The organism is Streptomyces phaeolivaceus (assembly GCF_009184865.1).
GTDB classification, from domain to species: Bacteria; Actinomycetota; Actinomycetes; order Streptomycetales; family Streptomycetaceae; genus Streptomyces; species Streptomyces phaeolivaceus.
Map to the genome: position 1 here is coordinate 953,680 of NZ_CP045096.1, position 25,215 is coordinate 978,894.

Here is a 25,215-nt window from a genome sequence, read left to right on the forward strand (position 1 = left end):
CCGCCGCAATGGGATCTCCGGCCACAACCGGGCTCGTCCGTACCGGGCGTCTCAGGCCTTCAGCTCGGCCTTGTCCCCCATCACGATCACCGGATGCCGCGCCGGGTCGAGGGTGCGCAGCAGGTACTCCATGCCGGACTTGGACAGGCTGACACAGGCCGAGGTGCCGCTGCCATGGTCCATGTGCAGCCAGATGCTGCCACCCTTCGACTGCCCCTCGGGACGTGTCGGGTCGATCGGCGAGGTGCCCTTGACGCGGTTGTAGTCGATGGCGATCACGTAGTCGAAGTCGTGCCAGTGCGACTTGGCCCAGTAGTGAGGCGCCTGGAACGACGCCGACCGGCTGTACGGCAACTTGGCCCCCGGATCCGCGAGGACCCCTCCGGCGTCGCTGAGCGTGAACACACCGACGGGGCTGCGCCTGTCGCCCTCCCGATGGTCGGTGGTCCACCCCTTCTTGCCGTTGTGCCCCTCCCAGCTGCGGGTCTTCTTCCAGGCCGAACCACTCTTCGTGTAGAGGACCACCGTGGCGTCGGCGTCGTCCTTGCCCTCCCCGTAGACGGCCACCACCTGGCTGGACTCGGCGGGAATCTGCTTCTGGAGACGGTCGCCGACATCCGGGATACGGGTCGGATCCACATTCCCCGCTCCGGCGCGATCGGCCTTCTCCCCCGCCTTCGTGGCGTTCGTGTCGGCCCTGGCACCGTCGCTCGCGTCGCCCGAACCACCGCACGCCGCAAGGGACATCACCAGCGCACCACAGACCACGGCCGCGAGCCCGACCCGAGCCGCGCCCCTCGTCGCACCCGTGTCGTCCGCACGACCCTCGTCCGCATCGCCCGTCACGCCGGTTCGTCCCCGCCTCGTACCGCCTATTCGCATACGGACCATCGTCGCACCGCGCACCGGACACGGACGCCCGCCGTCCCGCCCACCGGGCCTCGCACGGGTGGTCCCGGCCGAAACTTTGCCCGGCACCGGAAAACCGTTTGCCTCCGACCACGCCGCGACGCGAACCTTTCACGGCTGGCCGTCGACCCTCGCCGCCCCTTTTCTCCCCACTTCCCCCTTCTTCTCCCCACCCTCACACGATCCTCTGGGACGTCATGCAGATTCAAGACCTTCCGTATCAAGACCCGGGTGTGCCGGACGCGCGCTCGGGTCCCCGATTCCTGTGGTGGCTCGGCCGGAATCAGCTCGGCGGACAGTTCAAGGCGCTGGCCTGGGGGTTGTTGCACTTCACCTCCGTGGCCGGACTGCCGTTCTGCGTCGGCTTCGCCATCCAGGCCGTGGTGGACCGCTCCGGCTCCCGGCTCGCCCTCGCGGGCGTGCTGCTGTTGCTGTGCGGGTTCACCATCGCGCTGGGCGACACCTTCCTGCACCGCTCGGCGGTCACCAACTGGATCACGGCCGCCGCGCGCGTCCAGCAGCTGCTGGCCCGCAAGACGGCCCAGCTCGGCTCGGCCCTCACCCGCCGGGTCGCGGCCGGTGAGGTCGTCGCGGTCTCCACGGGCGACGTCGAGAAGATCGGCTGGTTCGTCGAGGCCGTCTCCCGGTTCACCGCCGCCGCCCTCACCGTGGTGCTGGTCTGTGTCGGCCTGGTCGTCTACCAGCCCGCGCTCGGCGTCGTCGTCGCCGTCGGCGTCCCCGTCCTCGCCCTGGCCGTCCTGCCGCTGCTGCCCCGCGCCACCCGCCGCGCCGACTTCCAGCGCGAGAAGGCGGGGCGCGCCACCGAGCTGGCCTCCGACACCGTCGCGGGTCTGCGTGTGCTGCGCGGCATCGGCGGCGAGGACCTCTTCCTCGACCGCTACCGCAGCGCCTCCCAGGAGGTCCGGCACGCCGCCGTCCGCAGCGCCCGTATGTGGGCCCTCATCTCCGCCATCCAGGTCCTGCTGCCCGGACTGCTGATGATCGCGGTCGTCTGGCACGGCGTGGGTCTCGCCCGCGAGGGCCGGATCACGGTCGGTGAACTGGTCACCGTGTACAGCGCGGTCATGCTGCTGACGTACCCGCTCAGGCACTTCGAGGAGATCGCCATGGCGTACTCCTTCTCCCGGCCGTCCGCCAAGCGGGCCGCCCGGGTGCTGTCGCTGGAGCGGGCCACGGACATCGAGGGTTCCCGCGAGGCGATCGTGCCCACCGGAGACCTGTACGACCCGGCGACCGGGCTGCTCGCGCCCGCCGGCTGCCTCACCGCCGTGGTGTGCGGCGACCCGGACGCGGCCGGACGTCTCGCGGAACGGCTGGGCGGCCATGCCTCGGAGGAGGGCACCCCCGTCCTCCTCGACGGCGTACCGCTCGACGAACTGCCCCTCGACTCCGCCCGTACCGCCGTCCTCGTCCAGGACAAGGACCCGGTGCTGCTCTCCGGCACCCTGCGCGAACTCCTCACCGTCCCCGCCTCGGCCGAGGTCACCGCCGAGGAGGCGCTGGCCGCCGCCCAGTGCGGTGATGTGCTGGAAGCCCTGGTCCAGGGGTCGCTGGACACCGAGGACCCGATGGACGCGCGGATCACCGAGCGCGGCCGGTCCCTGTCCGGCGGCCAGCGCCAGCGGCTCGCGCTGGCCCGGTCCCTCGTCACGGACCCGGGCGTGCTCGTCCTGGACGAGCCGACCTCCGCCGTCGACTCGCACACCGAGGCCCGGGTCGCCGACGGCATCCGGTCCCTGCGGGCGGGCAGTACGACGGTCGTCTTCACCTCCTCACCCCTCCTCCTCGACCTCGCCGAACGGGTCGTCCTGGTGCACGACGGCGAGGTCGCGGCCGTCGGTCTGCACCGCGATCTGGTGCGCAAGGAACCCCGGTACCGAGCCGTCGTCACCCGCGAGACCGACGAGGAGACCGGCCCGACCGGCGGAACGGCCGGCGGGACGACCGGCGGAACGGCCGGCGGGACGACCGGCGGAACGGCCGGCGGGACGACCGGCGGGACGACCGGCGGGACGGCCGAGAAGGCCGCCTTCACGGACCGGCCGCAGGACCGCAGGACCGCCCTCAGCGATGTGCTGGACGAACTGGAAGAGATCGAGGAGACCGCATGATCGGCGTGGCGCCACCGGCCTACGACCCGGCCGCACCGACGACGGCGAACACCCTGCCCGTCGGCGCCCCCGCGACCGTCCGCGCCTACGTGGCCGAACTGTTCCGCCGGCATCGCCGGGCCTTCGTCCTGCTCATCACCGTCAACACGATCGCCGTCGTGGCCTCGATGGCGGGCCCCTACCTGCTCGGCGCCCTCGTCGAACGCGTCTCGGACGGGGCCCGCGAACTCCATCTGGAACTCACGGCGACCGTGTTCGTCGTCGCCCTCGTCGTCCAGGCCGTGTTCGTACGGGAGGTGCGGCTGCGCGGCGCCATGCTCGGTGAGCGGATGCTGGCCGACCTCCGGGAGGACTTCCTGGTGCGGTCGGTCGGCCTGCCGCCGGGCGTCCTGGAACGCGCCGGCACGGGTGATCTGCTGTCCCGCATCACCACGGACATCGACCGCCTCGCCAACGCCATGCGCGAGGCGGTGCCCCAGCTGGCGATCGGTGTGGTGTGGGTGGTGCTGCTCATCGGCGGACTCGCCGTGACCGCGCCCCCGCTGGCCCTCGCCGTGCTGCTGGCCCTGCCGCTGCTGGTGGTCGGATGCCGTTGGTACTTCAAACGGGCCCCCTCCGCCTACCGCTCGGAGTCCGCCGGATACGCCGCCGTCGCCGCCGTGCTCGCGGAGACCGTGGACGCCGGCCGCACCGTCGAGGCACACCGCCTCGGCACCCGCCGTATCGACCTCTCCAACCAGCGGATCCGGGAATGGACCGCGTGGGAGAGGTACACGATGTGGCTGCGGTCGGTGCTCTTCCCGGTCCTCAACCTCACACACACCACGGTCCTCGGATCGGTCCTGATCATCGGCGGGGTGTTCGTCCTGCACGGCTGGCTCGGGCTCGGCCAGCTGACCACGGGCGCGCTCATCGCCCAGATGCTCGTCGACCCGATCAATCTGATCCTCCGCTGGTACGACGAGCTGCAGATCGCCGAGGTGTCGCTGGCCCGCCTGGTCGGTGTCCGGGACATCGAGCCGGACGCCGGCGACCCGGCTGTGGCCCCCGAGGGACGCCATGTCCACGCCGACCAGGTGCGCTTCGGGTACCGGGAGGGCGTCGACGTCCTGCGCGAGGTGTCCCTGGAGGTCGCGCCCGGCACCCGGCTCGCCCTCGTCGGCCCGTCCGGCGCGGGAAAGTCGACCCTGGGCAGACTCCTCGCCGGGATCTACGCCCCCCGCGACGGCCGCATCACCCTGGGCGGCGCCGAGCTGTCCCGGATGCCCGCCGAGGACGTCCGTTCCCATGTGGCGCTCGTCAACCAGGAGCACCACGTGTTCGTCGGCTCCCTGCGCGACAATCTGCGCCTCGCCCGCACCGATGCCCGGGACGCCGAGCTGTGGGCGGCGCTGGGCGCGGTCGACGCCGACGCCTGGGCGCGGGCGCTGGACGAGGGGCTGGACACCGAGGTCGGCTCCGGCGGGCTGGCGCTCACCCCGGCCCAGGCCCAGCAGATCGCGCTGGCCCGACTGGTCCTCGCCGACCCGCACACACTGGTCCTGGACGAGGCGACCTCGCTCCTCGACCCACGCGCGGCCCGCCATCTGGAACGCTCCCTCGCCCGCGTCCTCGACGGCCGCACCGTCGTCGCCATCGCCCACCGTCTGCACACCGCCCATGACGCCGACGTCATCGCCGTCGTCGAGAACGGCCGCATCAGCGAGCTGGGCAGCCACGACCACCTGGTCCAGGCGGACGGCGCGTACGCGGCACTGTGGAGGTCGTGGCACGGCTGACGGACACGGGACGACGCACGGCCCGCGCCCTCGGCCGCGGCCGGGGTGCGCGGTCGCCGGGCCCCTGCCGTTGCGCGGTGCCGAACGCGAGTGGAAGGCTGGTGGTGGGCACTGATTCGGGGGACGCCCGTGAACCGGCCGGTTCACGGGGTTCGGGCCGTCGCCCAGCGGTCCGCGTGTCCAGCGTCGCCGAGCGGTGGCGCCGGGCCCGTCCCAGCACTGGAGGTACCCGTGGACAGCACCGGCGGATGGGGAGACGACGTCTACCAGCCGGACGGATCCGAGATCCAGGACGACGCGGGGCTGCTGGACGCCGAGGACACCCTGGTCGCCGACGGTGTGGCCGACCCCCTGGACCGGGGCTGGTCCCCACCGGAGCGACCCTGGGCGGTGGAGCATTCCGGTGTGACCGCCGCGGAGCGGCTGCGCGGCGAGACCCTGGAGCAGCGCCTCGCCGAGGAGCTGCCGGACATCGCCTACCCCGACGGGGACGGCATCGGTGACTCCTCCGACAGCGACGGCGAGCTCCTCGACAACGAGGTGGGCGACCTCCGCTCCGGCCGTCTCGTCGCTCCCGACGAGGGTGCGCACGAGGACGAGGAGAGCGGGCTGATCGCCACCGACGTGGGCATCGACGGGGCCGCCGCCTCCGCCGAGGAGGCGGCCATGCACATCGTGGACGAGGACACCCGGTAGGGCGGCGGGCCCCGTCCGGGGCCCGCGACATGTCGAACGAGGCTCGGGGCCCCTCAGATGAAGTTCAGGGCCGCCGCCGCGCCCACGCCCCCGAGCACCATGAACACGGGCATCAGCACCCGCAGCTCCACCCAGCTGCCAGCCCGGAACCGCATCGCCTTCGGCGGGCCCAGCGGATACCAGCGCTTGCGGCCGATCGGTATCGGCCACAGGATCGGGCAGCCCGACACGGTCAGCGAGTCCCCGATGTCGTGCACCAGCGCGCCGAGCACGATCGGCAGCCCGAGCCACAGATACTCCTGGCCCGGCTGGGTGAACAGCCAGTCCGCCCCGTTGCCCGGCTTGTCCAGGACGCCCGCGAGGATCCAGGCGCTGGTCGCCGCCAGCAGCCACACCAGCACATCGCTGCTGGAGCCCCGGGCCGCCCGCCACAGCAGCCCCTCGATGGCCAGGACCATGTGCACGAAGAGGAGGGCGAGCACCGCCCAGCGGCCACCGGTGATGGCGATGGCGGAGGCACCGGCACCGAGCAGTGCCGCCCACAGCCAGGTGTGCGTGAGGGTGCGATGCCCACCCGAGCGGCGCGGGTCGCCCTGCTTCTTCGTCGCCTTGTAGACGGCGTAGGAGAGTTTGTCGACGATCTCGCAGACCCAGCGTGACAGCGGGCCGAAGGAGCGCGAGATCGTGGCCGCCTTGTGGTCCAGGTCGGGGGCGAGCGCCGCGCCCGCGCAGATCAGAGCTCCGACCAGCAGGACCGGCCAGGGCATGGTGTGCCCGGCGGCGGCTGCCGCCGCCCCTACGCCGAGCCAGGCCGCGGCTCCCGACAGTGAGTGTGCTGGTCCCATCATGGCCGTGCCCCGTCCCATTCCGTTCGTGCCGCTGTCCAGGTGCCTTGTGCCGCTGTCCAGTTGTCCAGGTGCGCTGACGTTCCGTCGGCGCCACAGCGTAGCGTTCGCGATCTTCGGTCCCGCAGCCGATTCCCCCATCGGGTGCGCGGGCAGGCAAGATGGGGGCGTGACCCTCATCGATCAGCTGCCGCGGACCGCCGACCCCGACGCCCTCTACGAAGCCTTCGAGTCGTGGGCCCAGGAACGCGGTCTCACCCTCTACCCCCACCAGGAGGAGGCGCTCATCGAGGTGGTCTCCGGCGCGAACGTGATCGTGTCGACGCCCACCGGCTCCGGCAAGAGCATGATCGCGGCGGGCGCCCACTTCGCGGCCCTCGCCCGCGACGAGGTCACCTTCTACACGGCCCCGATCAAGGCGCTGGTCTCGGAGAAGTTCTTCGAGCTGTGCAAGATCTTCGGCACCGAGAACGTCGGCATGCTCACCGGCGACGCCTCGGTGAACTCCGACGCCCCCATTATCTGCTGCACCGCCGAGGTACTGGCCTCCATCGCGCTGCGCGACGGCAAGCACGCCGACGTCGGCCAGGTCGTGATGGACGAGTTCCACTTCTACGCGGAGGCCGACCGGGGCTGGGCCTGGCAGATCCCGATCCTGGAGCTGCCGCAGGCCCAGTTCATCCTGATGTCGGCGACGCTCGGCGACGTCTCGATGTTCGAGCAGGACCTCACGCGCCGCACCGGCCGCCCCACTTCGGTGGTCCGCTCGGCGACCCGCCCGGTGCCGCTCTCCTACGAGTACGTGCTGACCCCGCTCACGGAGACCCTCACCGAACTGCTCGCCACCAAACAGGCTCCCGTGTACATCGTGCACTTCACACAGGCGCAGGCCGTGGAGCGGGCCCAGGCGCTGATGAGCATCAACATGTGCACACGGGAGGAGAAGGACCAGATCGCCGAGCTGATCGGCAACTTCCGCTTCACCACCAAGTTCGGCCGCAACCTCTCCCGTTACGTGCGCCACGGCATCGGTGTGCACCACGCCGGCATGCTGCCCAAGTACCGGCGGCTGGTGGAGAAGCTGGCCCAGGCGGGTCTGCTGAAGGTCATCTGCGGTACGGACACGCTCGGCGTGGGTGTCAACGTCCCCATTCGCACCGTGCTGTTCACCGCCCTCACCAAGTACGACGGCAACCGGGTGCGCACGCTGCGGGCCCGTGAGTTCCACCAGATCGCGGGGCGCGCCGGGCGGGCCGGTTTCGACACGGCGGGCTACGTGGTGGGGCAGGCGCCCGAGCATGTCATCGAGAACGAGAAGGCGCTCGCCAAGGCCGGCGACGACCCGAAGAAGCGCCGCAAGGTGGTCCGCAAGAAGGCGCCCGAGGGGTTCGTCGGCTGGACCGACAACACCTTCGAGAAGCTCATCGCCTCCGACCCGGAACCGCTGACCTCCCGTTTCCGGGTCACCCACACGATGCTGCTGTCGGTGATCGCCCGGCCGGGCAACGCCTTCGAGGCGATGCGGCATCTGCTGGAGGACAACCACGAACCGCGCAAACAGCAGCTGCGGCACATCCGCCGTGCGATCGCGATCTACCGTTCGCTCCTCGACGGCGGCATCGTCGAGAAGCTGGACGAGCCGGACGCCGAGGGCCGCATCGTCCGGCTGACGGTCGACCTCCAGCAGGACTTCGCCCTCAACCAGCCGCTGTCCACCTTCGCGCTGGCCGCGTTCGAACTGCTGGACCCGGAGTCCCCGTCGTACGCCCTCGACATGGTCTCCGTCGTCGAGTCGACGCTGGACGATCCGCGGCAGATCCTCGCCGCCCAGCAGAACAAGGCGCGCGGTGAGGCCGTGGCCGCGATGAAGGCGGACGGGGTCGAGTACGAGGAGCGCATGGAGCGGCTCCAGGACGTGAGCTACCCCAAGCCGCTGGAGGAGCTGCTCTTCCACGCGTACAACACGTACCGCAAGAGCCATCCGTGGGTCGGCGACCATCCGCTGTCGCCGAAGTCGGTGATCCGGGACATGTACGAACGGGCCATGTCGTTCACCGAGTTGACCTCGTACTACGAGCTGGCCCGCACCGAGGGCATCGTGCTGCGCTACCTGGCCGGCGCCTACAAGGCCCTCGATCACACCGTCCCCGACGACCTGAAGTCGGACGACCTGGAGGATCTGATCGCCTGGCTCGGCGAGATGGTGCGCCAGGTCGACTCCAGTCTCCTCGACGAGTGGGAACAGCTGGCCAACCCCGAGGAGATGACGGCAGAGGAGGCCCAGGAGAGGGCCGACCAGGTCAAGCCGGTCACCGCAAACGCGCGCGCCTTCCGGGTCCTGGTCCGCAACGCCCTGTTCCGCCGGGTCGAACTCGCCGCTCTGGACCAGGTGGGCGAGCTGGGTGAGATGGACGCCGAGTCCGGCTGGGACGCCGAGCGGTGGGGCGAGGCGATGGACAGGTACTGGGACGAGTACGAGGACCTCGGCACGGGCCCCGACGCCCGTGGCCCCCGGCTGTTGATGATCGAGGAGGAGCCGGAGAACGGGCTGTGGCGCGTCCGGCAGGCCTTCGCCGATCCGAACGGCGATCATGACTGGGGCATCAGCGCGGAGATCGACCTCGCGGCCTCCGACGCCGAGGGTCGCGCCGTCGTCAAGGTCACCGACGTCGGTCAGCTGTGAGCACAGGAGAGGCCAGCACATGACGACCAACCCCGCCGAGCGGCTCGTGGACCTGCTCGACCTGGAGCAGATCGAGGTCAACATCTTCCGCGGTCGCAGCCCGCAGGAGTCCCTGCAGCGGGTCTTCGGCGGCCAGGTCGCCGGGCAGGCGCTGGTGGCCGCCGGGCGCACCACGGAGGGTGACCGGCCGGTGCACTCGCTGCACGCGTACTTCCTGCGCCCTGGGCGCCCGGGGGTGCCGATCGTGTACCAGGTCGAACGGGTCCGCGACGGGCGGTCGTTCACCACGCGCCGGGTCACCGCCGTGCAGCAGGGCCGCACGATCTTCAATCTGACCGCCTCCTTTCACAAGCCTGAAGAGGGGAGCTTCGCGCACCAGCTGCCGCCGGCCCGGAAGGTGCCGGACCCCGAGTCGCTGCCGACGGTGACGCAGGAGATCACCGAGCATCTGGGCACGCTCCCCGAGCAGTTGGAGCGCATGGCCCGGCGTCAGCCCTTCGACATCCGGTATGTCGACCGGCTGCGCTGGACCCCCGAGGAGGTCGAGAACGCCGAGCCGCGCAGCGCGGTGTGGATGCGGGCCGTGGGCCCTCTGGGGGACGACCCGCTCGTGCACACGTGCGCGCTGACGTACGCCAGCGACATGACCCTGCTGGACGCCGTCCGTATCCCGGTCGAGCCCCTGTGGGGTCCGCGTGGCTTCGACATGGCGTCGCTGGACCACGCCATGTGGTTCCACCGGCCGTTCCGCGCGGACGAGTGGTTCCTGTACGACCAGGAGTCCCCGATCGCGGTGGGCGGTCGCGGACTGGCCCGGGGCCGTATCCACGACCTGGAGGGGCGTCTGCTCGTGTCGGTCGTGCAGGAGGGGCTCTTCCGCAAGCTCGGCGCCTGACCTGCGGGTCAGGGGTTTCCGCGCCGGAGCCAGCCCAGCAGGCCGCGTCGCCCCTCGGGTGCCGTGCCCGCCGTCGGCCGCCGCTTCCCGGGCCGCCGCCCGCCCCGGGGTGTGTTCGGCGCCGGTCGCGCCGCCACGGCGGGTGTCCCGGGCCGGCCGGCGGCTGTGGATGCGGGTGGTTTCCGCCGGGGCCTCGGGGCGAGTCGGTGGGCGCGGGCCTCGGCGAGGGACTGCCGGAGGTTCGTCCGCAGCCATGCGATCTCGTCGGGGTCGTCCGCCGTCATGATCCGCGCGGTGATCCGCGCGGCGGGAGAGTCGGGTGGGCCGTGGTCGGCCGGCATGGGCCGGTGGTGGTGCAGGTGGGCGCGCTCGTAGGGGTCCTGGACGATCTCCGCGACCTGGGTCGGATCGAGCAGGGAGGCCGGAGCGGCAGCGCGCTTCCAGGGGTCGTCGGCCTGTCGGAGCAGGAATCCGAGGCGGCGTCCGCGCCAGTTCCGGGGGCGCAGGTCGAGCCCGGCGTCCAGCCGACGCCTGAGGTCTTCCGGGGTTCGGCCGGTCAGCCAGGGGGCGTTCCGCTCGTCGGCCGCGAACTCCTTCAGTTCGGCCGCCAGATAGAGCCAGACCACGGCCCGGTAGCGGTTGAGGTAGAACTTGACCGGAGAGACCACCCCCAACCGTGCGAGCCGCATGAAGCGGGAGACCGGTACGCCGAGGATCTCGGCGCCATCGGCGGAGCCCACGGCGTCGACGCGTTCCCGCAGTGTCTCCGGGAAGCCCTTCTCGGCGCGGAGCCGGTCGATCTCCGCTCGGGCGACCCGACGGTCTCCGCCTCCGTAGTCGACGACCGTCCGCAGACAGCCCAGGAGTACGGCGAGGTCGAGTTCGCTCCGTTTCAGGCCCAGTTCACGGGCTGCGCGGCTCAGTGCGAGTGTGCGGCCGGTCGTCCCGGCGGTCGCCGGGACGCCGCTCGGCGTGGTGGGTGTGCGGGGCTCGGTGGTCGTACCGTGCGTCGCGGAATGCGTGATCGTGTTGCCGGACATGGTGGTTCTCCCCGTTGTGCCGCTGTGCTGCGGTGCTGCGGTGCTCGCGCCGGATGCGCGCTCACCTCGGGAAAAACCGTAGCCCGTTCGCCGGAAGTCGTGGCGGGCCTGTGGATAACTCTGCCCGCGATCAGGGAAACCGCAGGTCAGCGGTCCATCGCAGCCGAGCGTTCGGGCTGGCGGGCGTCCACCCGGAGGTGTTCGCCGACGCGGTTCACCAGCAGCGTCATCTCGTAGGCGATCTGACCGATGTCCGCCTCCGCGGCGCTGAGCACACACAGACAACTGCCCGGTCCGGCGGCGATGACGAACAGCACCGCGTCGTCGAACTCGATCATCGTCTGCCGTACGTCGCCGGCCCCGAAGTGGCGGCCCGAGCCCTTGGCGAGGCTGTGCAGTCCCGAGGAGACCGCGGCGAGGTGTTCGGAGTCCTCGCGCCGCAGACCGGTGCTCGCCGCGGTGACGAGTCCGTCGTTGGACAGCACCAACGCGTGCCGTATGGGTTCCACGCGTTCGGTCAGATCGTCCAGCAGCCAACCGAGTCCCGCGTTCTGAGCCATCGCTCGTTCTCCCCGTTGTGTCGTTCTCCCTGGCAAGGAGGATCCGACGATTCAGCCTTCCCCACTGCCGCCCCGGGAGCAAGCAGGATGGGGACATGGCAGGGAAGATGACCGACAAGGAATGGCGGGCCTTCTTCGCGAACGGCGACAACGGGTGCTTCCCCACCCGAAACACCGGTGTCAAGGGACGGAAACCGGCCAGGGAAGGGCATGTTGACGCCTGTTCAGCCCACGGAGTCGAGCAGTCGGGCGGTGTGCATCCGTCCGGCGTACTCGACGAGCCGTATCAGCACTTCCTTCCCGGAGTCGCGGTCCCTGGCGTCGCAGAGGACCACGGGGGTGCCGGGGTCGAGGTCGAGGGCGCGGGAGACGTCGGGGACGCCGTAGGCGCGGGCCCCCGAGAAGCAGTTGACGGCGACCACGAACGGGATGTGGCGGTGCTCGAAGTAGTCGACGGCCGGGAAGCAGTCCTGCAGTCGCCTCGTGTCGGCGAGGACGACGGCGCCTAACGCCCCTTGCGCCAGTTCGTCCCAGAGGAACCAGAACCGGTCCTGGCCCGGGGTGCCGAACAGGTAGAGCGAGAGTCCGGACCTGATGGTGATGCGTCCGAAGTCCATGGCGACGGTGGTGGTGACCTTCTGGTCGACCCCGTCGGTGTCGTCCACGGACTGGCCCACCTCGCTCAGGAGTTCCTCGGTGCGCAGCGGCCTGATCTCGCTGACCGCGCCGACCAGCGTGGTCTTGCCCACGCCGAATCCACCGGCGACGAGGATCTTCAATGCCAGGGCGCCCGTGTCGCCTTCTGTCTCATCGGAGTGCTCGGAGACCATCGATCACTTCTCTCGGGAGTGTCGGCCGCGGTCGACGTCGGTTCGGCTGGTGAGAAGTCAGCATCATGGCAACTGCCACTCGTCCGTGTGGCGTTGGACCGGTTTTTCATGTCGCTGACTGCTTTGCGTACATTTGGTGCCGGGTTGGATGCACAAGTCGATACGGGGCGACCCCATGTCCGTGTTCATCTACAGCGCCCTCAGTCCTTCGATCACCTCGCGCAGGATCCGTTCGTCCGGCAGTCTCGCGGGTGGTACGGGGCGGCTGACGGTGACGCGGCCCAGCTCCAGGAGGTCGCCGAGGAGCACCCGCACCACTCCGACGGGCAGGTCGGCGCCCGCGGCGAGTTCGGCGACCGACTGGGTCTCGGTGCGGCACAGTTCGACGAGCGCGCGATGTTCCGGGCCGAGCGAGGTGTCGTCGTCGGCCCCGGGCGCGCCGGGGTCCAGGGAGACCAGTGCGATCAGGTCGAAGCGGACGCCGCTCGGGCCGGGTCTGGTGCGCCCGCCCGTCATGGCGTAGGGGCGGACGAGCGGCCCGGCCTCGTTGTCGTACCACCGGCTGCCCGGGGGCTCGTGCGAAGCGCCGGTGTCGCCTTCCGTCCCGCGTTCCAGCCCGCTGTCCGTCCCCCTGTCCGCCTCGCGTTCCGGCGGCTCGTACGAAGCTCCTGTGCTGCCCTCGGTCATGAGCACGGCCCGTCCCCGGTTCATCCGGCCGCGGGCGGGCGCCCGCCGGCGCGGGTCGGTGTGAAGAGGTGCTCTCCGACGCGTTTGACCAGGCGTGCCATCTCGTAGGCCACCAGGCCGATGTCGGCCGTGACGGAGGTGAGGACGGCGAGGCAGGAGCCGTCTCCGGCGGCGGCGACGAAGAGGAATCCGTCGTCCATCTCCACCATGGTCTGACGTACACCGCCGGCGCCGAAGTGGCGGCCCGTGCCCTTGGCGAGGCTGTGGAAGCCGGAGGCGACGGCGGCGAGGTGTTCGGCGTCCTCGCGCTTGAGGTCGGCGGAGGCGCCGACCGCGAGTCCGTCGTTGGACAGCACCACGGCGTGCCGTACCTCGTGCACGCGCAGTACCAAGTCGTCTAGCAGCCAGTCGAGTTCACCGGACCGTTCGGTGGCCCTGGTGCTCGGGTCCTGGATCATGCGGGGTCTCCTTCGCTGCTGTCGCTGCCCGTCGCGGGGCCGGGGGTGACGCCTTTGCCGGGTGCCCTGCCGCCGCCTCGGGCCCAGCCGTCGCGGTAGGCCGCCATGCGGTCCCGTACGAGTTCCGGGGTGCGTTCGTCGTCCGCCCGGGGGGTCGTGGCCGGCTCGGGTTGCCCGGTGTGCTGTTCTCGCAGTTGAGGGGCGAGGTGCGCCTGGCGTACGCGGCGCGGCAGTTCGTCGGTGCGTTCCGGTTCGGGCTGGTGGCGGTGGGGCCGCAGCGTGGTGAGGCCGGTGGGTGGTTCGGGCGGGCCGTCCGCCGCACCCTTCCCGCGCCCGGTGGAGGCGACGGGGGCCATGAGGGCCCGCCGGTCCGCGGACTGTTCCACGGGTTCCTGGTGCGGGGCGGCGGCCACGCGCGCGTATTCGCGTTCCTCGGGTCGTGGCCGGGCTTCGGCCGTGGCCCGGGGGGAACGTTCCGGCACGCCGCTGTGCAGCAGGGCGGTGGGGAGGAGGACCACCGCGGTGGTGCCGCCGTAGGGCGAGGTCCGCAGATGGACCTTGATGCCGTGGCGGGCGGAGAGGCGGCTCACCACGAACAGGCCGAGCCGGTCGCTGTCGAACAGGTCGAGCGCCTCGGACTGTTCGATGCGGCGGTTTGCCTCGGTGAGGGTCTCCTTGCCCATGCCGAGCCCTCGGTCCTCGACCTCCACGACGTATCCGTTGCCGACCGGTTCGCCGGTGATCCGCACGCGCGTGTGGGGCGGCGAGAACTGGGCCGCGTTCTCCACGAGTTCCGCCAGAAGGTGGGTAAGGTCGGCGACCGCCGTGCCGACGATCCTCGCCTCGGGGAGTTGTCGTACCTCCACGCGCGCGTAGTCCTCGATCTCGGAGACGGCCGCGCGGACCACGTTCGTCAGGGAGACGGGCATGCGCCAGGCACGCCCCGGAGCGGCTCCGGAGAGGATGATCAGGCTCTCCGCGTGGCGGCGCATCCGGGTGGTGAGGTGGTCTAGGCGGAAGAGGTCGCTGAGTTCGTCGGGGTCGTCGGAGCGGCGTTCCATGCTGTCGAGCAGGCTCAGCTGGCGGTGCACGAGGACCTGGCTGCGGCGCGCGAGGTTGACGAAGACACCGGAGATGCCGCCGGCGAGCTCGGCGCGCTCGACCGCCGCGCGGAGGGCCGCCCGGTGCACGGTGGCGAGGGCTTCGGCGACCTGACCGGTCTCGTCCTCGGCGGATGGTCCGGGCGGGGCCTCGGTGTCGACGTCGATCTCCTCCCCGGCGCGCAGTCGCCGCATGGCGTGCGGCAGTTTGCGGCGGGCGATCTCCAGTGCGCCGTTGCGCAGGCTCACCAGCTCGACGACCAGGCCACGTCCGATGCGTACGGAGATGACGAGCGAGGCGGCGACGGCGGCGAGGCCGAGGAGCACCGCGGCGCCCGCCGGGGTGAGCAGGGCGCGGGTGAACGGGTCGGCCCGGTCGGCTGCTTCGTGTGCCGCGCCGGCCTCGATGCCGCGCATGCCGTCCCGCACGCGCGCGTGGGCCGACGTCCAGGCCGCTTCGGGAGCGGTACGGAGCGCGTGGGCCCCCGGGTGGTCGGCGAGCACCTCGTCCTCGACGGCCCGCAGGTCGCCGTAGGCGTCCCCCTCCGCGAGTGCCTGCCAGGCGGCCTGTTCGGAGCCGCGCAGATCCGCGCCGGCGGCTTCGGTCAGGGTGCGGCGGGTGTCGACGGCGCCGGTGAGGAGGCGCAACCGCTCCCGGTCGAGGGTGCCTGCCAGGCGGGCGCCGGCCAGGAGCGTGTCCTCCTGGGCCAGGGCCTCTGCCGCGCGGGAGAACTCCAGCAGCACGCGCGCGTCGGAGCCGGGGCCGGCGTCCTGGATGCCGGTGAGCGCGCCGCCCACGCCGAAGGCCGTGGCGATGGTCGTGGTGTACCGCTCGTACGTCTCGGTCCAGTCGCTGCGACGGTCGAGCACCGACGTCCGTTGCCCCCGCAGTTGTTCTGCTCCGGTCACGAAACCGGCGAGGCGTGCGGCCACCGCCGGGGGCAGGTCGGCGCCGTCGGCGATGGTGTGCCGGTCGCCGAGGCGCAGTGCGTCGACCGCCCGGTCGGTGCGCTGCGACAGCCTCCGCAGCGCGCTCTCGCGTTCCGCGGAGGGCGCGGTGGCGTGCCGTACGGCGGCCACGCGTTCGGCCTGGAGCGCTTCGACGGCGGCGGCGACCGGGCCGCGTACGGAGGCGTCGACGTGCTGCGCCTGGCGGATGCGGGCGAAGTCCTGGGCGGTGGTGACGGTGGCGTACGCCCACAGCGCGAGGAGGGAGACGACGGGCACCATCAGCAGGCAGACGATCTTGGCCCGGACGGTGCGGGGGCGTATGTGTCGGCTCCCCGCGCGCGTGGGCGGCCCCGGCGTCGGGGCGCCGGTCCCGTCGGGGTCGAGGCGTTCGTCGGCCGGGGGTCCCGCGTGGGCGCGGCGGCCCCGTATCGCGGGCTGGGGCGGCGTCTCGGCGCCGGTTGTCGGGGTCCTGCGGGGTGTACGCATGGCCTCCTCGATCAAAGTGGTGCGGAGGGCGGGCCGCGAAGGCCGCCGCGCGCGGCTGATGGACGAACCTCGAAGGGCGCCGGGCGGCTAGTGGGCGGCGGCGTTCTCGACCGGCCGCTGGGCAGACGCGGAGGCCTCGCGTTCCCCGGCCGTCGGCGACAGTGCGACGAACGCCGAGGTGAGGAAGAGGTAGGATCCGAGGCCGACGGCGAGGGGGAAGATGAACTGCATCGCCGTGGCCCCGGGCAGTACCGCCCCGGACGGTGTGACCTCCACCCGCACCGCCCACATCCCGGTGTAGTGCATGCTGCTCACCGCCCCGCCCATGACCAGAGACGCGACGGTGACCGCGACAGGCGACCTGATGTTGAGCGCCGCCCAGAGGGCCGCGGTCGCCGCGACCACGGCGATCACCACGGAGAGCGTGACGAGTGCCGGGTCGTAGGTGACGTCGCCGTGCAGTCGTACGGCCGCCATGCCCAGGTAGTGCATGCTCGCGACGCCCAGGCCGGTGGTGAGCCCGCCCAGCAGCAGCGCGCGTACGCGGTCCGGGCTGCGGCCGACGGCGAAGACCCCGGCGCAGACCACGGTCATGGCGACGAGGAGGCTCAGGATGGTCAGCGGCACGTCGTAGCGGATCTCGGTGCCGCTGACGCCGAAGCCGAGCATCGCCACGAAGTGCATGGTCCAGATGCCGGTGCCGATCGCGGACGCCGCGGTGAAGAGCCAGTTGCGGCGGGACCTGCCGGTGACGGCGAGCGCGCGGACCGTGCAGCGCAGTCCGAGCGCGGCGCCGATGGAGGCCATGACGTACGACAGTGCGGGGGTCAGCCAGCCGAAGGTGGCGTGGTCCAGGTGTCCCATGGCTCCGGGACGCTAGTGGGAGCACAGGAGCACAAAGGGGGCGCATTTCGAAAGGTGCTGGAATGTGGCGCGTATATGCACTGGAACGATCGCCTGCCGTCCGAACGTGCGCGTCAGTCGGTCCGTCGTTCCGGTGAGGGATCATGCGGAGCATGAGCGACGACCACACACACGTCCAGGAGTTCTTCACGGCACGGGCCGCGCGCTGGGACGCCCGGTTCCCCGACGACGGGCCCGCCTACGCCGCCGCGGTCGCCGAACTCGGCCTGGGCGCGGGCGACCGGGTGCTCGACGCGGGGTGCGGCACGGGACGGGCCCTGACGCCGCTGCGGGCCGCCGTGGGGCCTTCCGGGGTGGTGCTCGGGGCCGACCTGACCGCCGCGATGCTGGAGGCTGCCGTACGGGCGGGACGGGGCGGTGACGGGCAGTTGCTACTCACCGACGTGGCTGTGCTGCCGCTGCGCACGGAGTCCTTGGACGCGGTGTTCGCGGCGGGACTGGTCGCGCATCTGCCGAACCCCACCGAGAATCTGCGGGAGCTGGCGCGAGTGGTCCGGCCGGGCGGCACGCTGGCGCTCTTCCACCCCATCGGCCGGGCGGCACTCGCCGCGCGCCAGGGGCGGCGGATCACCCCGGAGGACCTGCGCGCCGAGGCGAACCTCGGTCCGCTGCTGGCCGGTGCGGGCTGGCGCATGACGTCGTACGCCGACGAGGCCGCCCGTTTCCTCGCGCTCGCCGTGCGCGTCGACTGATCCCCGGTGCCGGGCCGGGGGTCGTTCCGCGCCCAGTCCTGAATGTGCCGTTCGCCGTGCTTCACCCCGCCCTCCCCCTTCTGTGTCCGCGACTCCCTCTCTACGTTGAGTGGAGTGGGACGAGCTGTGATACCGACACGGGGGTAGGTAGCCCATATGTTCGGAAGCGTTCGCAAGTCCATCGGCAGATTTCTCGACTCGTTGCGCACGGAGCCCACCGCCCAGGAGGCCAAGCGCACACACAACCTGTTCGAGGCGGCGGCGGCCTACATCTCGGCCTGCGCCGAGGACGACCAGGAGCAGATCGACGAGACGGTGACCTGGGTGTCGCCCGAGGCCCTGTCCTTCGGGGTCAGCGAGCTGGCGTGTCGGGCGGTCATCGCGCTCGCACGGGAGCGGGACGAGTCGCCGCAGACGGTCGCACGGTCACTTCTGGGGCTGCCCGCTTCCTAATGCTGTTGTCAAGCAGCCGTTGTCACTGGAGGTGCGACTTGATAGCACCGTCGCTCACGGATCAGGGCCCACAGAACGTTGACGCGTCGGCGGGCGAGGGCGAGCACGGCCTGGACGTGCTTCTTGCCCTCCGCGCGTTTGCGGTCGTAGAACTTCCGCGAGTTCGGGTCGCAGCGGACGCTGACCAGCGCGGAGGTGTAGAACACCCGCTGGAGTCGTCGGTGGTAGTTCATCGGCCGGTGGAGGTTGCCGCTGACCTTGCCCGAATCGCGAGGCGCGGGGGCGACGCCGGCGAAGGCCGCCAGAGCATCCGGCGAGTCGAATTCCTCCAGGCCGCCGCCGACAGCGGCGAGGAACTCCGCGCCGAGCACCGTGCCGATGCCGGGGACGCTCAGGAGGATGTCGGCGAGTTCGTGCTCGCGAAACCGGCCCTCGATGAGCGTGTCCATCTCGGAAACCTGCTGGTTGAGGGCCATCACCTCCTCGGCCAGGGTGTGGACCAGCTTCGCGATGGTCTTCTCCCCGGGGACAGCGGTGTGCTGCCGCTCGGCGGCCTCGACCGCGGCCTCGGCCAGGGATCTCGCGCCTCGGACCTTGCGGTTGGCCAGCCAGGTGGTCAGCCGCGAAATCCCGGCGCGGCGGATCGCGGCCGGTGTCTGACAGCCCGTCAGCAGCCTGAGGGGCCCGGTGTTGGTGACCTCCAGGGCCCGCTCCAGGGCGGGGAACATGCTCAGCAGGGTGCCGCGCAGGCGGTTCACCGCGCGGGTGCGGTCCTCGACCAGGTCGGCCCGGCGTCCGGTCAGCAGCTTCAACTCGATGGCGGCTTCGTCGCCGGGGCGGACGGGCCGCAGGTCACGTCGCATCCTGGCCTGGTCGGCGATCACGTAGGCGTCGCGGGCATCGGTCTTGCCCTCGCCCCGGTAGCCGTCGGAGGCCCTGTTCACCAGCCGACCGGGCATATAACGGACTTCCTGGCCGTGGTTGATCAGCAGGGCCAGCAGCAGCGCGGGTTCCCCGCCGGTCATGTCGATGGCCCAGGTGACCTGGCGGCCGTCGGCCAGGTCGAGGACGTCACCGATCAGCTTCAGCAGCTCGGGCTCGTCGTTGGCGACCCGCCGCGAAAGCAGCGTCTTGCCGTCGGCATCCACCACGAGGCCGTGATGGTGGCCCTTGCCGCTGTCGATCCCCGCCCATATCCGGCTCATCGCGCTCCTGACGTCTGTGTTCGTGCTGTTCGTACCACGGACGACCTCGCCGGCATTGCTCTACTCAGCGACTTGTTCGCACTTCCTAATCGGCGGCCGAGTCGTCGTGGGGTGCCGGGCGGCGAAGCGAGCAGAGCCACGAGACGGCAGCCGCCTGATAGCCACACCCAGCACCCCTGGGCGACCCAACCCTACGAATGGCTCGATCAACCTGATCAAGACGGTAGAGCCGCCTGAACGAGTGAGGGTCTCCGGTCGATTCGCCCTGTCCACCCGTACACCCGCGGCTCCGCACGGCGTTCACGCTCGTGACAAGGGCACGCCGGGCGCATTAGGGTGCGCCGACGGACGAGCGAGAGCGATGGGAGGCCGGCATGGCCGGGACGGACGACGATGCCGTCACCGCCGGGGACGACGACGCGCTGTACGTGCTGACGGCGGTACTGCTCACGCCCGCGAACTTCCCCAGTGTGCTGGGCGACGACTATCCGGAGGCCTGCGCGGCCCTCGGGCTCGCGCCGCTCGCCGACGGGTACGGAATCGTCCTGGGCCAGGACGGCGAGGGCGCCCGGTGGACGGTGGCGGTCGACGACGTGTCGCTGGTCGCCGTGGCCATCGCGTCGTGGGACTGCGGCATGGAGTACGACCTGTCGCCGGACGAGGACTCGGTCGTGGCCGCGCTGCCCGGCTGGCCCCTCGCGGTCGCCGTGGCGGCGCCGGGTGTGCCCGCCCCGCACGACCCCGATCCGGAGGTCTCGGATCTGCCTCCGCTGAGCCCGCCGGACACCAACACCTGGGGTCCCGCGCAGCGGCGTCTGGGCGCCGACGAGATCGCGCTGCAGTGGTCGATGTGGCGGGAGCAGATCGACGACGCCGCCTTCGCCGGTCAGGACGGCCCGAACCGGACGGCGACCGGTGACACCGCGGAGGCCGGGCGGGGAGCAGACTCCGGGAAGGGCGAGGGCACCCCGCGTACGGGTATCCGCCGCGTGCTCGCGGAGGCACGGGCGTATGTGGACTCCCCGCCGCCCCTGGGGCGGGTCCGCTCGTCGTTCGCGCCGGGCGACGCCCGGACCCTGCGTGCCGACGGCCCTGGCTGGTCGATGGTGGCCAGGACCGACGACATCGCGTTCGTCCTTCTCGACGAGGAACCCGGCGAGGTGCTGCCGGTGGGCCGGGGGCCGGAACTTCCCGGCCTCCTGGAGTCCCTCGACAAGATCGCCGTACGCCCGAACTGAGTCCCGGCTCCGAACCTCGGGTACCGCACCGGCCCGCACCCGCGGGCCGGTGGCGGCTCAGCGGCCGAGCTCCTTGCGTCCGACCCGGCGCAGCCTGCGGCGCTGCGAGGGGTCCAGCGCGAGGTACGCGGCCGTGGGGATCCCCAGGACTATCAGGAGATTGGCCCAGAAGGGGAACGGCAACAGGATCAGCAGGACGATCCCGATTGCCGCACCCCCCGCGACGATCTTCGTGCTCTTCGACATCTCCGTCGCCTCCTTCGCGGCAAGTGCCGCTCTCTGTCCTGAAAACGGGAGCGGGCTCCCCGCGGTTCCGGATCACGACCCTGACACGTCCCTGAGTCGAACCCCCGTACAACCCTGAGATGCCCCTGCCACCCGGCGGGAAAAGTGACCTACGTCACCCCATTGCACGCCTTTCGGAGGTTTGAAGTGAGGTAACCCCGGCAATTCTGGCTACGGTAGTCAAATTTGAGGAGTTCAGCATCCCTGTGCCGCCACCGTACGAAGTCTCCGAGCCGGCCCACTGCAGTGCCGTCTTCCTGGCCGCTGACCCCGCCCGCGCCGGTCGTGTCGCCTTCTGGCGGGAGGACGGCTCGGCGCCGCCCCTGGTCGAGCACGGCTCCCCCGAGGAGCTGACGGTCGTCCTGCCCGGCGGCGAGGGCGTCGAACAGGTGGCGGTGCCCGCTGTCTCGCTGCCGGTGCGCGCCGCTCTTCCGGTGCTCACGCGCGCGCGTACCGCCACGGGCGCCCACCGGTCGGCCGTCTTCTGGGGTGCGGCCTCCGTACTGGCACTCCAGTTCGCCGCGCGCGGCCTGCTGTTGCCCGGCGTGACCGCAAGCGGCCACGACGCCTGGCGGGCGGGCCCGCTGCGGGCGGAGGACCTGGACCGGGTCAGGGCCCTCGCCGCCGCGATGCCGCCCGAGGCACACGCCGTGCCCGTGGACCAAGGCGAGCCGTTGCGGCTGCCCGATCCGGAGCGGCTGCTGCGCGACTTCCTCGACGCCGTCATCGACTCACTGCCCCGCTCCCCCGCCGCGGGCGTCGCGGCCGGCGGTCCGGCCTTCGCCGCGCGGGACCCCCAGTACGTGCCCGAGCAGCGCGCCTGGGCCGCCGATGTCGCCGCCGGTCACGACGTGGGCGTCCGCGTCTCGCTGCGGGTCGAGATCCCCGGGCTGGCCTCGGTTCGTGCCGGCGAAGGGGACGGGACTCGGCTGCCGTTCCGTGCCGTCCCGCAGGTGCACAGTGTGAGCGACCCGGCGCTCGTCGCGGACGCCTCCGCCGTGTGGGCCGGCGCCGAGGCGTTCGGCCCGCGCGCGCGGATGGACGCCCTGCTGGCGCTGCGCCGCGCGGCACGCGCCTGGGCCCCGCTCGCCCCGCTGCTCTCGGCAGCCGTGCCGGACGTCGTGGAACTCGCGGACGAGGAGGTCACCGAGCTGCTCGGTGAGGGTGCCCGGCTGCTGGCCTCGGCCGGCGTCGACGTGCACTGGCCCAAGGAACTGGCGCGCAAGTTGACCGCCCGCGCGGTGATCGGCCCACCCGACGCCGAACAGGGACCCGTCAAGGCCGCGTCGGACACCCCGTCGTACCTCTCCTCGGACGCGTTGCTCGCCTTCGACTGGTGGTTCGCCCTGGGCGACCAGCGGCTCACCCGGCAGGAGCTGGACCAGCTGGCGGAGGCGAACCGTCCCATGGTGCGGCTGCGCGACCAGTGGGTCCTGGTGGATCCGGAGGAGATCCGCCACGCGCGTGCGCAGCAAGACCGCAAGGTGTCGCCGGTCGACGCGCTCAGTGCCGCTCTGACGGGCTCGACGGAGGTCGACGGCCGGACGGTCGAGGTCCGGCCGACGGGGTGGCTGGCGACGCTGCGGGAGCGGCTGTCGGACCCCGAGGCGCAGGAGCCGGTCGGGCAGCCGGCCGGGCTCGCCGCGACCCTGCGGGACTATCAGCTGCGTGGCCTCGGCTGGCTGGCCCGGATGACGTCCCTGGGGCTCGGCGGCTGCCTCGCCGACGACATGGGCCTCGGCAAGACGATCACCCTGATCGCCCTGCATCTGCACCGGCAGGCGGACGCCTCGTCCGCGGGCCCCACCCTCGTGGTCTGTCCGGCCTCACTGATGGGCAACTGGCAGCGCGAGATCGAGAGGTTCGCGCCGGGTGTGCCGGTGCGCCGCTTCCACGGGTCCCGGCGCGGCCTGGCCGGGCTCGCCGACGGGGAGTTCGTCCTCACCACGTACGGCACGATGCGGCTCGACGCGCCGAGGCTCGGCGACGTGCCCTGGGGCATGGTCGTGGCGGACGAGGCGCAGCACGTGAAGAACCCCTACTCGGCCACGGCGAAGGAACTCCGCACGATCGGGGCACGCGCGCGCGTGGCGCTCACCGGCACTCCGGTGGAGAACAACCTGTCCGAGCTGTGGGCGATCCTCGACTGGACCACTCCGGGTCTCCTCGGCGGGCTCGGCACCTTCCGCGCCCGGTACGCACAGGCCGTCGAGGGCAGCAGGGATCCCGCCGCCGCGGAGCGGCTGTCGCGTCTCGTACGACCGTTCCTGCTGCGCCGCCGCAAGTCGGACCCGGGGATCGCGCCGGAGCTCCCGCCGAAGACCGAGACCGATCACGCCGTGTCGCTCACCAGGGAACAGGTCGGGCTGTACGAGGCGTTGGTCCGCGAGACCATGGCGGAGATCGCCGCCGCCGACGGCATGGAGCGACGCGGTCTGATCGTGAAGCTTCTGACCGGGCTCAAGCAGATCTGCAACCACCCCGCCCAGTTCCTCAAGGAGGAACGGCCCCGGATCCCGGGCAGATCCGGGAAGTTGGAGCTGCTGGACGAACTGCTGGACACCGTCCTCTCCGAGGGGGCGAGCGTCCTCGTGTTCACGCAGTACGTCCGGATGGCACGCCTGCTGGAACGTCATCTGGCGGCACGCGGCGTGCCCACACGGTTCCTGCACGGCGGGACACCGGTCCCCGAGCGCGAGGCGATGGTCGAACGCTTCCAGGAGGGCGAGGTCCCCGTCTTCCTGCTGTCGTTGAAGGCGGCCGGCACAGGGCTGAACCTGACCCGTGCCGAGCATGTCGTGCACTACGACCGCTGGTGGAACCCGGCCGTCGAGGCTCAGGCCACGGACCGGGCGTACCGCATCGGCCAGACCCGCCCGGTGCAGGTGCACCGGCTGATCGCGGAGGGAACGATCGAGGACCGCATCGCGGACATGCTGCTGCGCAAACGGGAGCTGGCCGACGCGGTGCTGGGTGCCGGCGACACGGCGCTCACGGAGTTGTCCGACGCCGATCTGGCCGACCTGGTGGAGCTGCGAGGGGACGCACGATGACGGATCGCACGGGAGCTGACGAGGAACGTACGTTCGCGGCGTCGACGCCCGCGCACGGGCGGGGTTTCGCGGGGACGTGGTGGGGCCTGGCCTGGCTGAGGGCGCTGGAGGACGCGGCGTTGGACGGGGCTCAGGTGAAGGTGGGGCGCAGGCTCGCGCGCGCGGGAGCGGTGGGCGCGGTGTCGGTGCGCCCCGGGCGCGTCACCGCCGTGGTGCAGGACCGCGACGGCACCGCCCACCGTGCCGATGTGCTGCTCCAGGAACTGCCCTCGGACCGCTGGGACCGTTTCCTGGACATGGCGGCCGAGCGGGCCGGGCACGTCGCCGCCCTGCTCGACCGCGAGATGCCGCCGCATCTGGTCGAGGACGCGGCGGCCCATGGAGTCGAACTGCTGCCCGGTCTCGGTGATCTGGAGGCACGCTGCGACTGTGGTGCCTGGGACCACTGCGGACACACCGCGGCCCTCTGCTACCAGGTGGCCCGGCTCCTGGACGAGGACCCCTTCGTGCTGCTGCTGATGCGGGGCCGCGCCGAGCGCGCGCTCCTGGACGAGCTCCAGGACCGCAGCGTCGCGCCCGTGGCGGAGGCGGAGGCGACGCCGGAAGGCGTCCAGGACGGCCGTCAGGAGGGCCTGGACGCCGTGGAGGCGTTCGCGGCGGGCGACATCCTTCCGCCGCTCCCCGAGTCGCCCCGGCCGCCATCGGAGCCCGGTCTGCCGCCCTCCCTGGACACCGAGGCCCCGCCCGCGCCCGGGGTGGACCCGACCGCACTCGAGTTCCTGGCGGCACAGACGGCCCGGGAGGCCCATCGGCTGTTGGCCGAGGCACTCCGCCCGGGGCACGAGAGGCAGCCGCTGGACGACGAGTTGACGCTCGATCAGGACGCGGTGCGGTTGGCCTCGGGTGATCCGGAGCCGGGGGTCGGAGCGCGGCTGGGGCGGGGTTCCGAGCGCGGCCGGGAAGGGCTGGCGCTCGCCGTACGCGCCTGGCGGTACGGCGGGGTGACCGCTCTCGCCGTACTCGACGAGGAATGGCCCGTACAGGCGGAGGCGCTCGCTCGCGCGCGGGCCGCTCTGGAGACGGCCTGGGACGAGGGCGAACGGCCCGCCCTGCGGTTCGCGCACAACCGTTGGACGGTGGTCGGCGGCTCGGCCCAGCTGCGGCTGGGGCGGGACGGCCGCTGGTGGCCCTACCGCAAGGAGCGTGGCCGCTGGGCGCCCGCTGGCCCGGCGGCCCACGACCCGGTCACGGTCCTGGCCTCGGTCGGCGCCGAGGCCGATGCCTGAGGCCTGAGGCCTGAGGCCTGAGGCCCGAA

At 71.8% G+C, this 25,215-nt stretch carries 21 protein-coding genes; 10 read left to right on the top strand and 11 right to left on the bottom strand.

Going from position 1 to position 25,215, the window contains the following annotated elements:
• Window positions 1–51: 51 nt before the first annotated feature.
• Window positions 52–747: a L,D-transpeptidase family protein gene (locus tag F9278_RS04680; protein WP_193241964.1), complete on the bottom strand. Its 696-nt coding sequence runs from the start codon at window positions 745–747 to the stop codon at window positions 52–54.
• Between the two features lie 359 nt (window positions 748–1,106).
• On the opposite strand from F9278_RS04680, the gene F9278_RS04685 reads away from it, so the two are divergent.
• From F9278_RS04685 to F9278_RS04695, 3 genes are all read left to right on the top strand, one after another.
• Complete coding sequence (locus F9278_RS04685) at window positions 1,107–3,041, top strand: ABC transporter transmembrane domain-containing protein (RefSeq protein ID WP_152167128.1); 1,935 nt, start codon at window positions 1,107–1,109, stop codon at window positions 3,039–3,041.
• Window positions 3,038–4,819, top strand: a complete 1,782-nt coding sequence (locus F9278_RS04690) for an ABC transporter ATP-binding protein (protein ID WP_152167129.1) — start codon at window positions 3,038–3,040, stop codon at window positions 4,817–4,819. The genes F9278_RS04685 and F9278_RS04690 overlap by 4 nt, the downstream gene beginning before the upstream one ends.
• 231 nt (window positions 4,820–5,050) lie before the next feature.
• Window positions 5,051–5,515, top strand: a complete 465-nt coding sequence (locus tag F9278_RS04695) for a DUF5709 domain-containing protein (protein WP_152167130.1) — start codon at window positions 5,051–5,053, stop codon at window positions 5,513–5,515.
• A 53-nt stretch (window positions 5,516–5,568) separates the two neighbouring features.
• Here the strand turns inward: F9278_RS04695 and F9278_RS04700 are convergent, their stop codons facing one another.
• Window positions 5,569–6,363 (bottom strand): metal-dependent hydrolase, encoded by a 795-nt coding sequence (locus F9278_RS04700; protein WP_152167131.1) that lies wholly within the window; start codon window positions 6,361–6,363, stop codon window positions 5,569–5,571.
• Between the two features lie 166 nt (window positions 6,364–6,529).
• On the opposite strand from F9278_RS04700, the gene F9278_RS04705 reads away from it, so the two are divergent.
• Window positions 6,530–9,043, top strand: coding sequence for a DEAD/DEAH box helicase (locus tag F9278_RS04705; protein WP_152167132.1), 2,514 nt, complete (start codon window positions 6,530–6,532; stop codon window positions 9,041–9,043).
• 19 nt (window positions 9,044–9,062) lie between these two features.
• Entirely contained in the window at window positions 9,063–9,938 is an 876-nt protein-coding gene (locus F9278_RS04710; protein ID WP_152167133.1) for an acyl-CoA thioesterase, read from the top strand.
• Window positions 9,939–9,946: 8 nt separating this feature from the next.
• Here the strand turns inward: F9278_RS04710 and F9278_RS04715 are convergent, their stop codons facing one another.
• The 7 genes from F9278_RS04715 to F9278_RS04745 form a co-directional block, all read right to left on the bottom strand.
• On the bottom strand, window positions 9,947–10,978 hold the full coding sequence (locus F9278_RS04715) for a DUF6397 family protein (RefSeq protein ID WP_152167134.1): 1,032 nt from the start codon (window positions 10,976–10,978) through the stop codon (window positions 9,947–9,949).
• A gap of 146 nt (window positions 10,979–11,124) precedes the next feature.
• Window positions 11,125–11,538, bottom strand: a complete 414-nt coding sequence (locus tag F9278_RS04720; RefSeq protein WP_152167135.1) for a roadblock/LC7 domain-containing protein — start codon at window positions 11,536–11,538, stop codon at window positions 11,125–11,127.
• 224 nt (window positions 11,539–11,762) lie between these two features.
• On the bottom strand, window positions 11,763–12,368 hold the full coding sequence (locus tag F9278_RS04725) for a GTP-binding protein (RefSeq protein WP_152167136.1): 606 nt from the start codon (window positions 12,366–12,368) through the stop codon (window positions 11,763–11,765).
• Window positions 12,369–12,557: 189 nt separating this feature from the next.
• Window positions 12,558–13,055, bottom strand: a complete 498-nt coding sequence (locus F9278_RS04730; RefSeq protein WP_226966635.1) for a DUF742 domain-containing protein — start codon at window positions 13,053–13,055, stop codon at window positions 12,558–12,560.
• Between the two features lie 20 nt (window positions 13,056–13,075).
• The gene (locus tag F9278_RS04735) at window positions 13,076–13,513 is read right to left on the bottom strand and encodes a roadblock/LC7 domain-containing protein (protein WP_152167137.1); all 438 of its coding nucleotides are present in this window, start codon (window positions 13,511–13,513) and stop codon (window positions 13,076–13,078) included.
• A complete protein-coding gene (locus F9278_RS04740; protein WP_152167138.1) occupies window positions 13,510–16,050 on the bottom strand; it encodes a sensor histidine kinase in 2,541 nt (846 codons plus the stop codon). The genes F9278_RS04735 and F9278_RS04740 overlap by 4 nt, the downstream gene beginning before the upstream one ends.
• An 87-nt stretch (window positions 16,051–16,137) precedes the next feature.
• Window positions 16,138–16,914, bottom strand: coding sequence for an MHYT domain-containing protein (locus tag F9278_RS04745; RefSeq protein ID WP_152167139.1), 777 nt, complete (start codon window positions 16,912–16,914; stop codon window positions 16,138–16,140).
• 143 nt (window positions 16,915–17,057) lie between these two features.
• Here F9278_RS04745 and F9278_RS04750 point away from each other — a divergent pair, with 143 nt between their 5' ends.
• Window positions 17,058–17,666 (top strand): class I SAM-dependent methyltransferase, encoded by a 609-nt coding sequence (locus F9278_RS04750; RefSeq protein ID WP_193241366.1) that lies wholly within the window; start codon window positions 17,058–17,060, stop codon window positions 17,664–17,666.
• A gap of 156 nt (window positions 17,667–17,822) precedes the next feature.
• Window positions 17,823–18,119, top strand: a complete 297-nt coding sequence (locus F9278_RS04755) for a hypothetical protein (RefSeq protein ID WP_152167141.1) — start codon at window positions 17,823–17,825, stop codon at window positions 18,117–18,119.
• Between the two features lie 8 nt (window positions 18,120–18,127).
• On the opposite strand, the gene F9278_RS04760 is transcribed toward F9278_RS04755, so the two are convergent.
• Window positions 18,128–19,324, bottom strand: coding sequence for an IS110 family RNA-guided transposase (locus F9278_RS04760; protein WP_152167142.1), 1,197 nt, complete (start codon window positions 19,322–19,324; stop codon window positions 18,128–18,130).
• Between the two features lie 374 nt (window positions 19,325–19,698).
• Here F9278_RS04760 and F9278_RS04765 point away from each other — a divergent pair, with 374 nt between their 5' ends.
• Window positions 19,699–20,562, top strand: coding sequence for a hypothetical protein (locus F9278_RS04765; protein ID WP_152167143.1), 864 nt, complete (start codon window positions 19,699–19,701; stop codon window positions 20,560–20,562).
• Between the two features lie 57 nt (window positions 20,563–20,619).
• On the opposite strand, the gene F9278_RS04770 is transcribed toward F9278_RS04765, so the two are convergent.
• The gene (locus F9278_RS04770; RefSeq protein ID WP_037705135.1) at window positions 20,620–20,808 is read right to left on the bottom strand and encodes a hypothetical protein; all 189 of its coding nucleotides are present in this window, start codon (window positions 20,806–20,808) and stop codon (window positions 20,620–20,622) included.
• Between the two features lie 245 nt (window positions 20,809–21,053).
• Between F9278_RS04770 and F9278_RS04775 the strand changes: the two genes are divergently transcribed.
• Both F9278_RS04775 and F9278_RS04780 read left to right on the top strand, forming a co-directional pair.
• A complete protein-coding gene (locus F9278_RS04775; RefSeq protein ID WP_404818857.1) occupies window positions 21,054–23,900 on the top strand; it encodes a DEAD/DEAH box helicase in 2,847 nt (948 codons plus the stop codon).
• Window positions 23,897–25,186, top strand: coding sequence for an SWF or SNF family helicase (locus tag F9278_RS04780; protein ID WP_152167145.1), 1,290 nt, complete (start codon window positions 23,897–23,899; stop codon window positions 25,184–25,186). The genes F9278_RS04775 and F9278_RS04780 overlap by 4 nt, the downstream gene beginning before the upstream one ends.
• The last annotated feature ends 29 nt before the right edge of the window (window positions 25,187–25,215 follow it).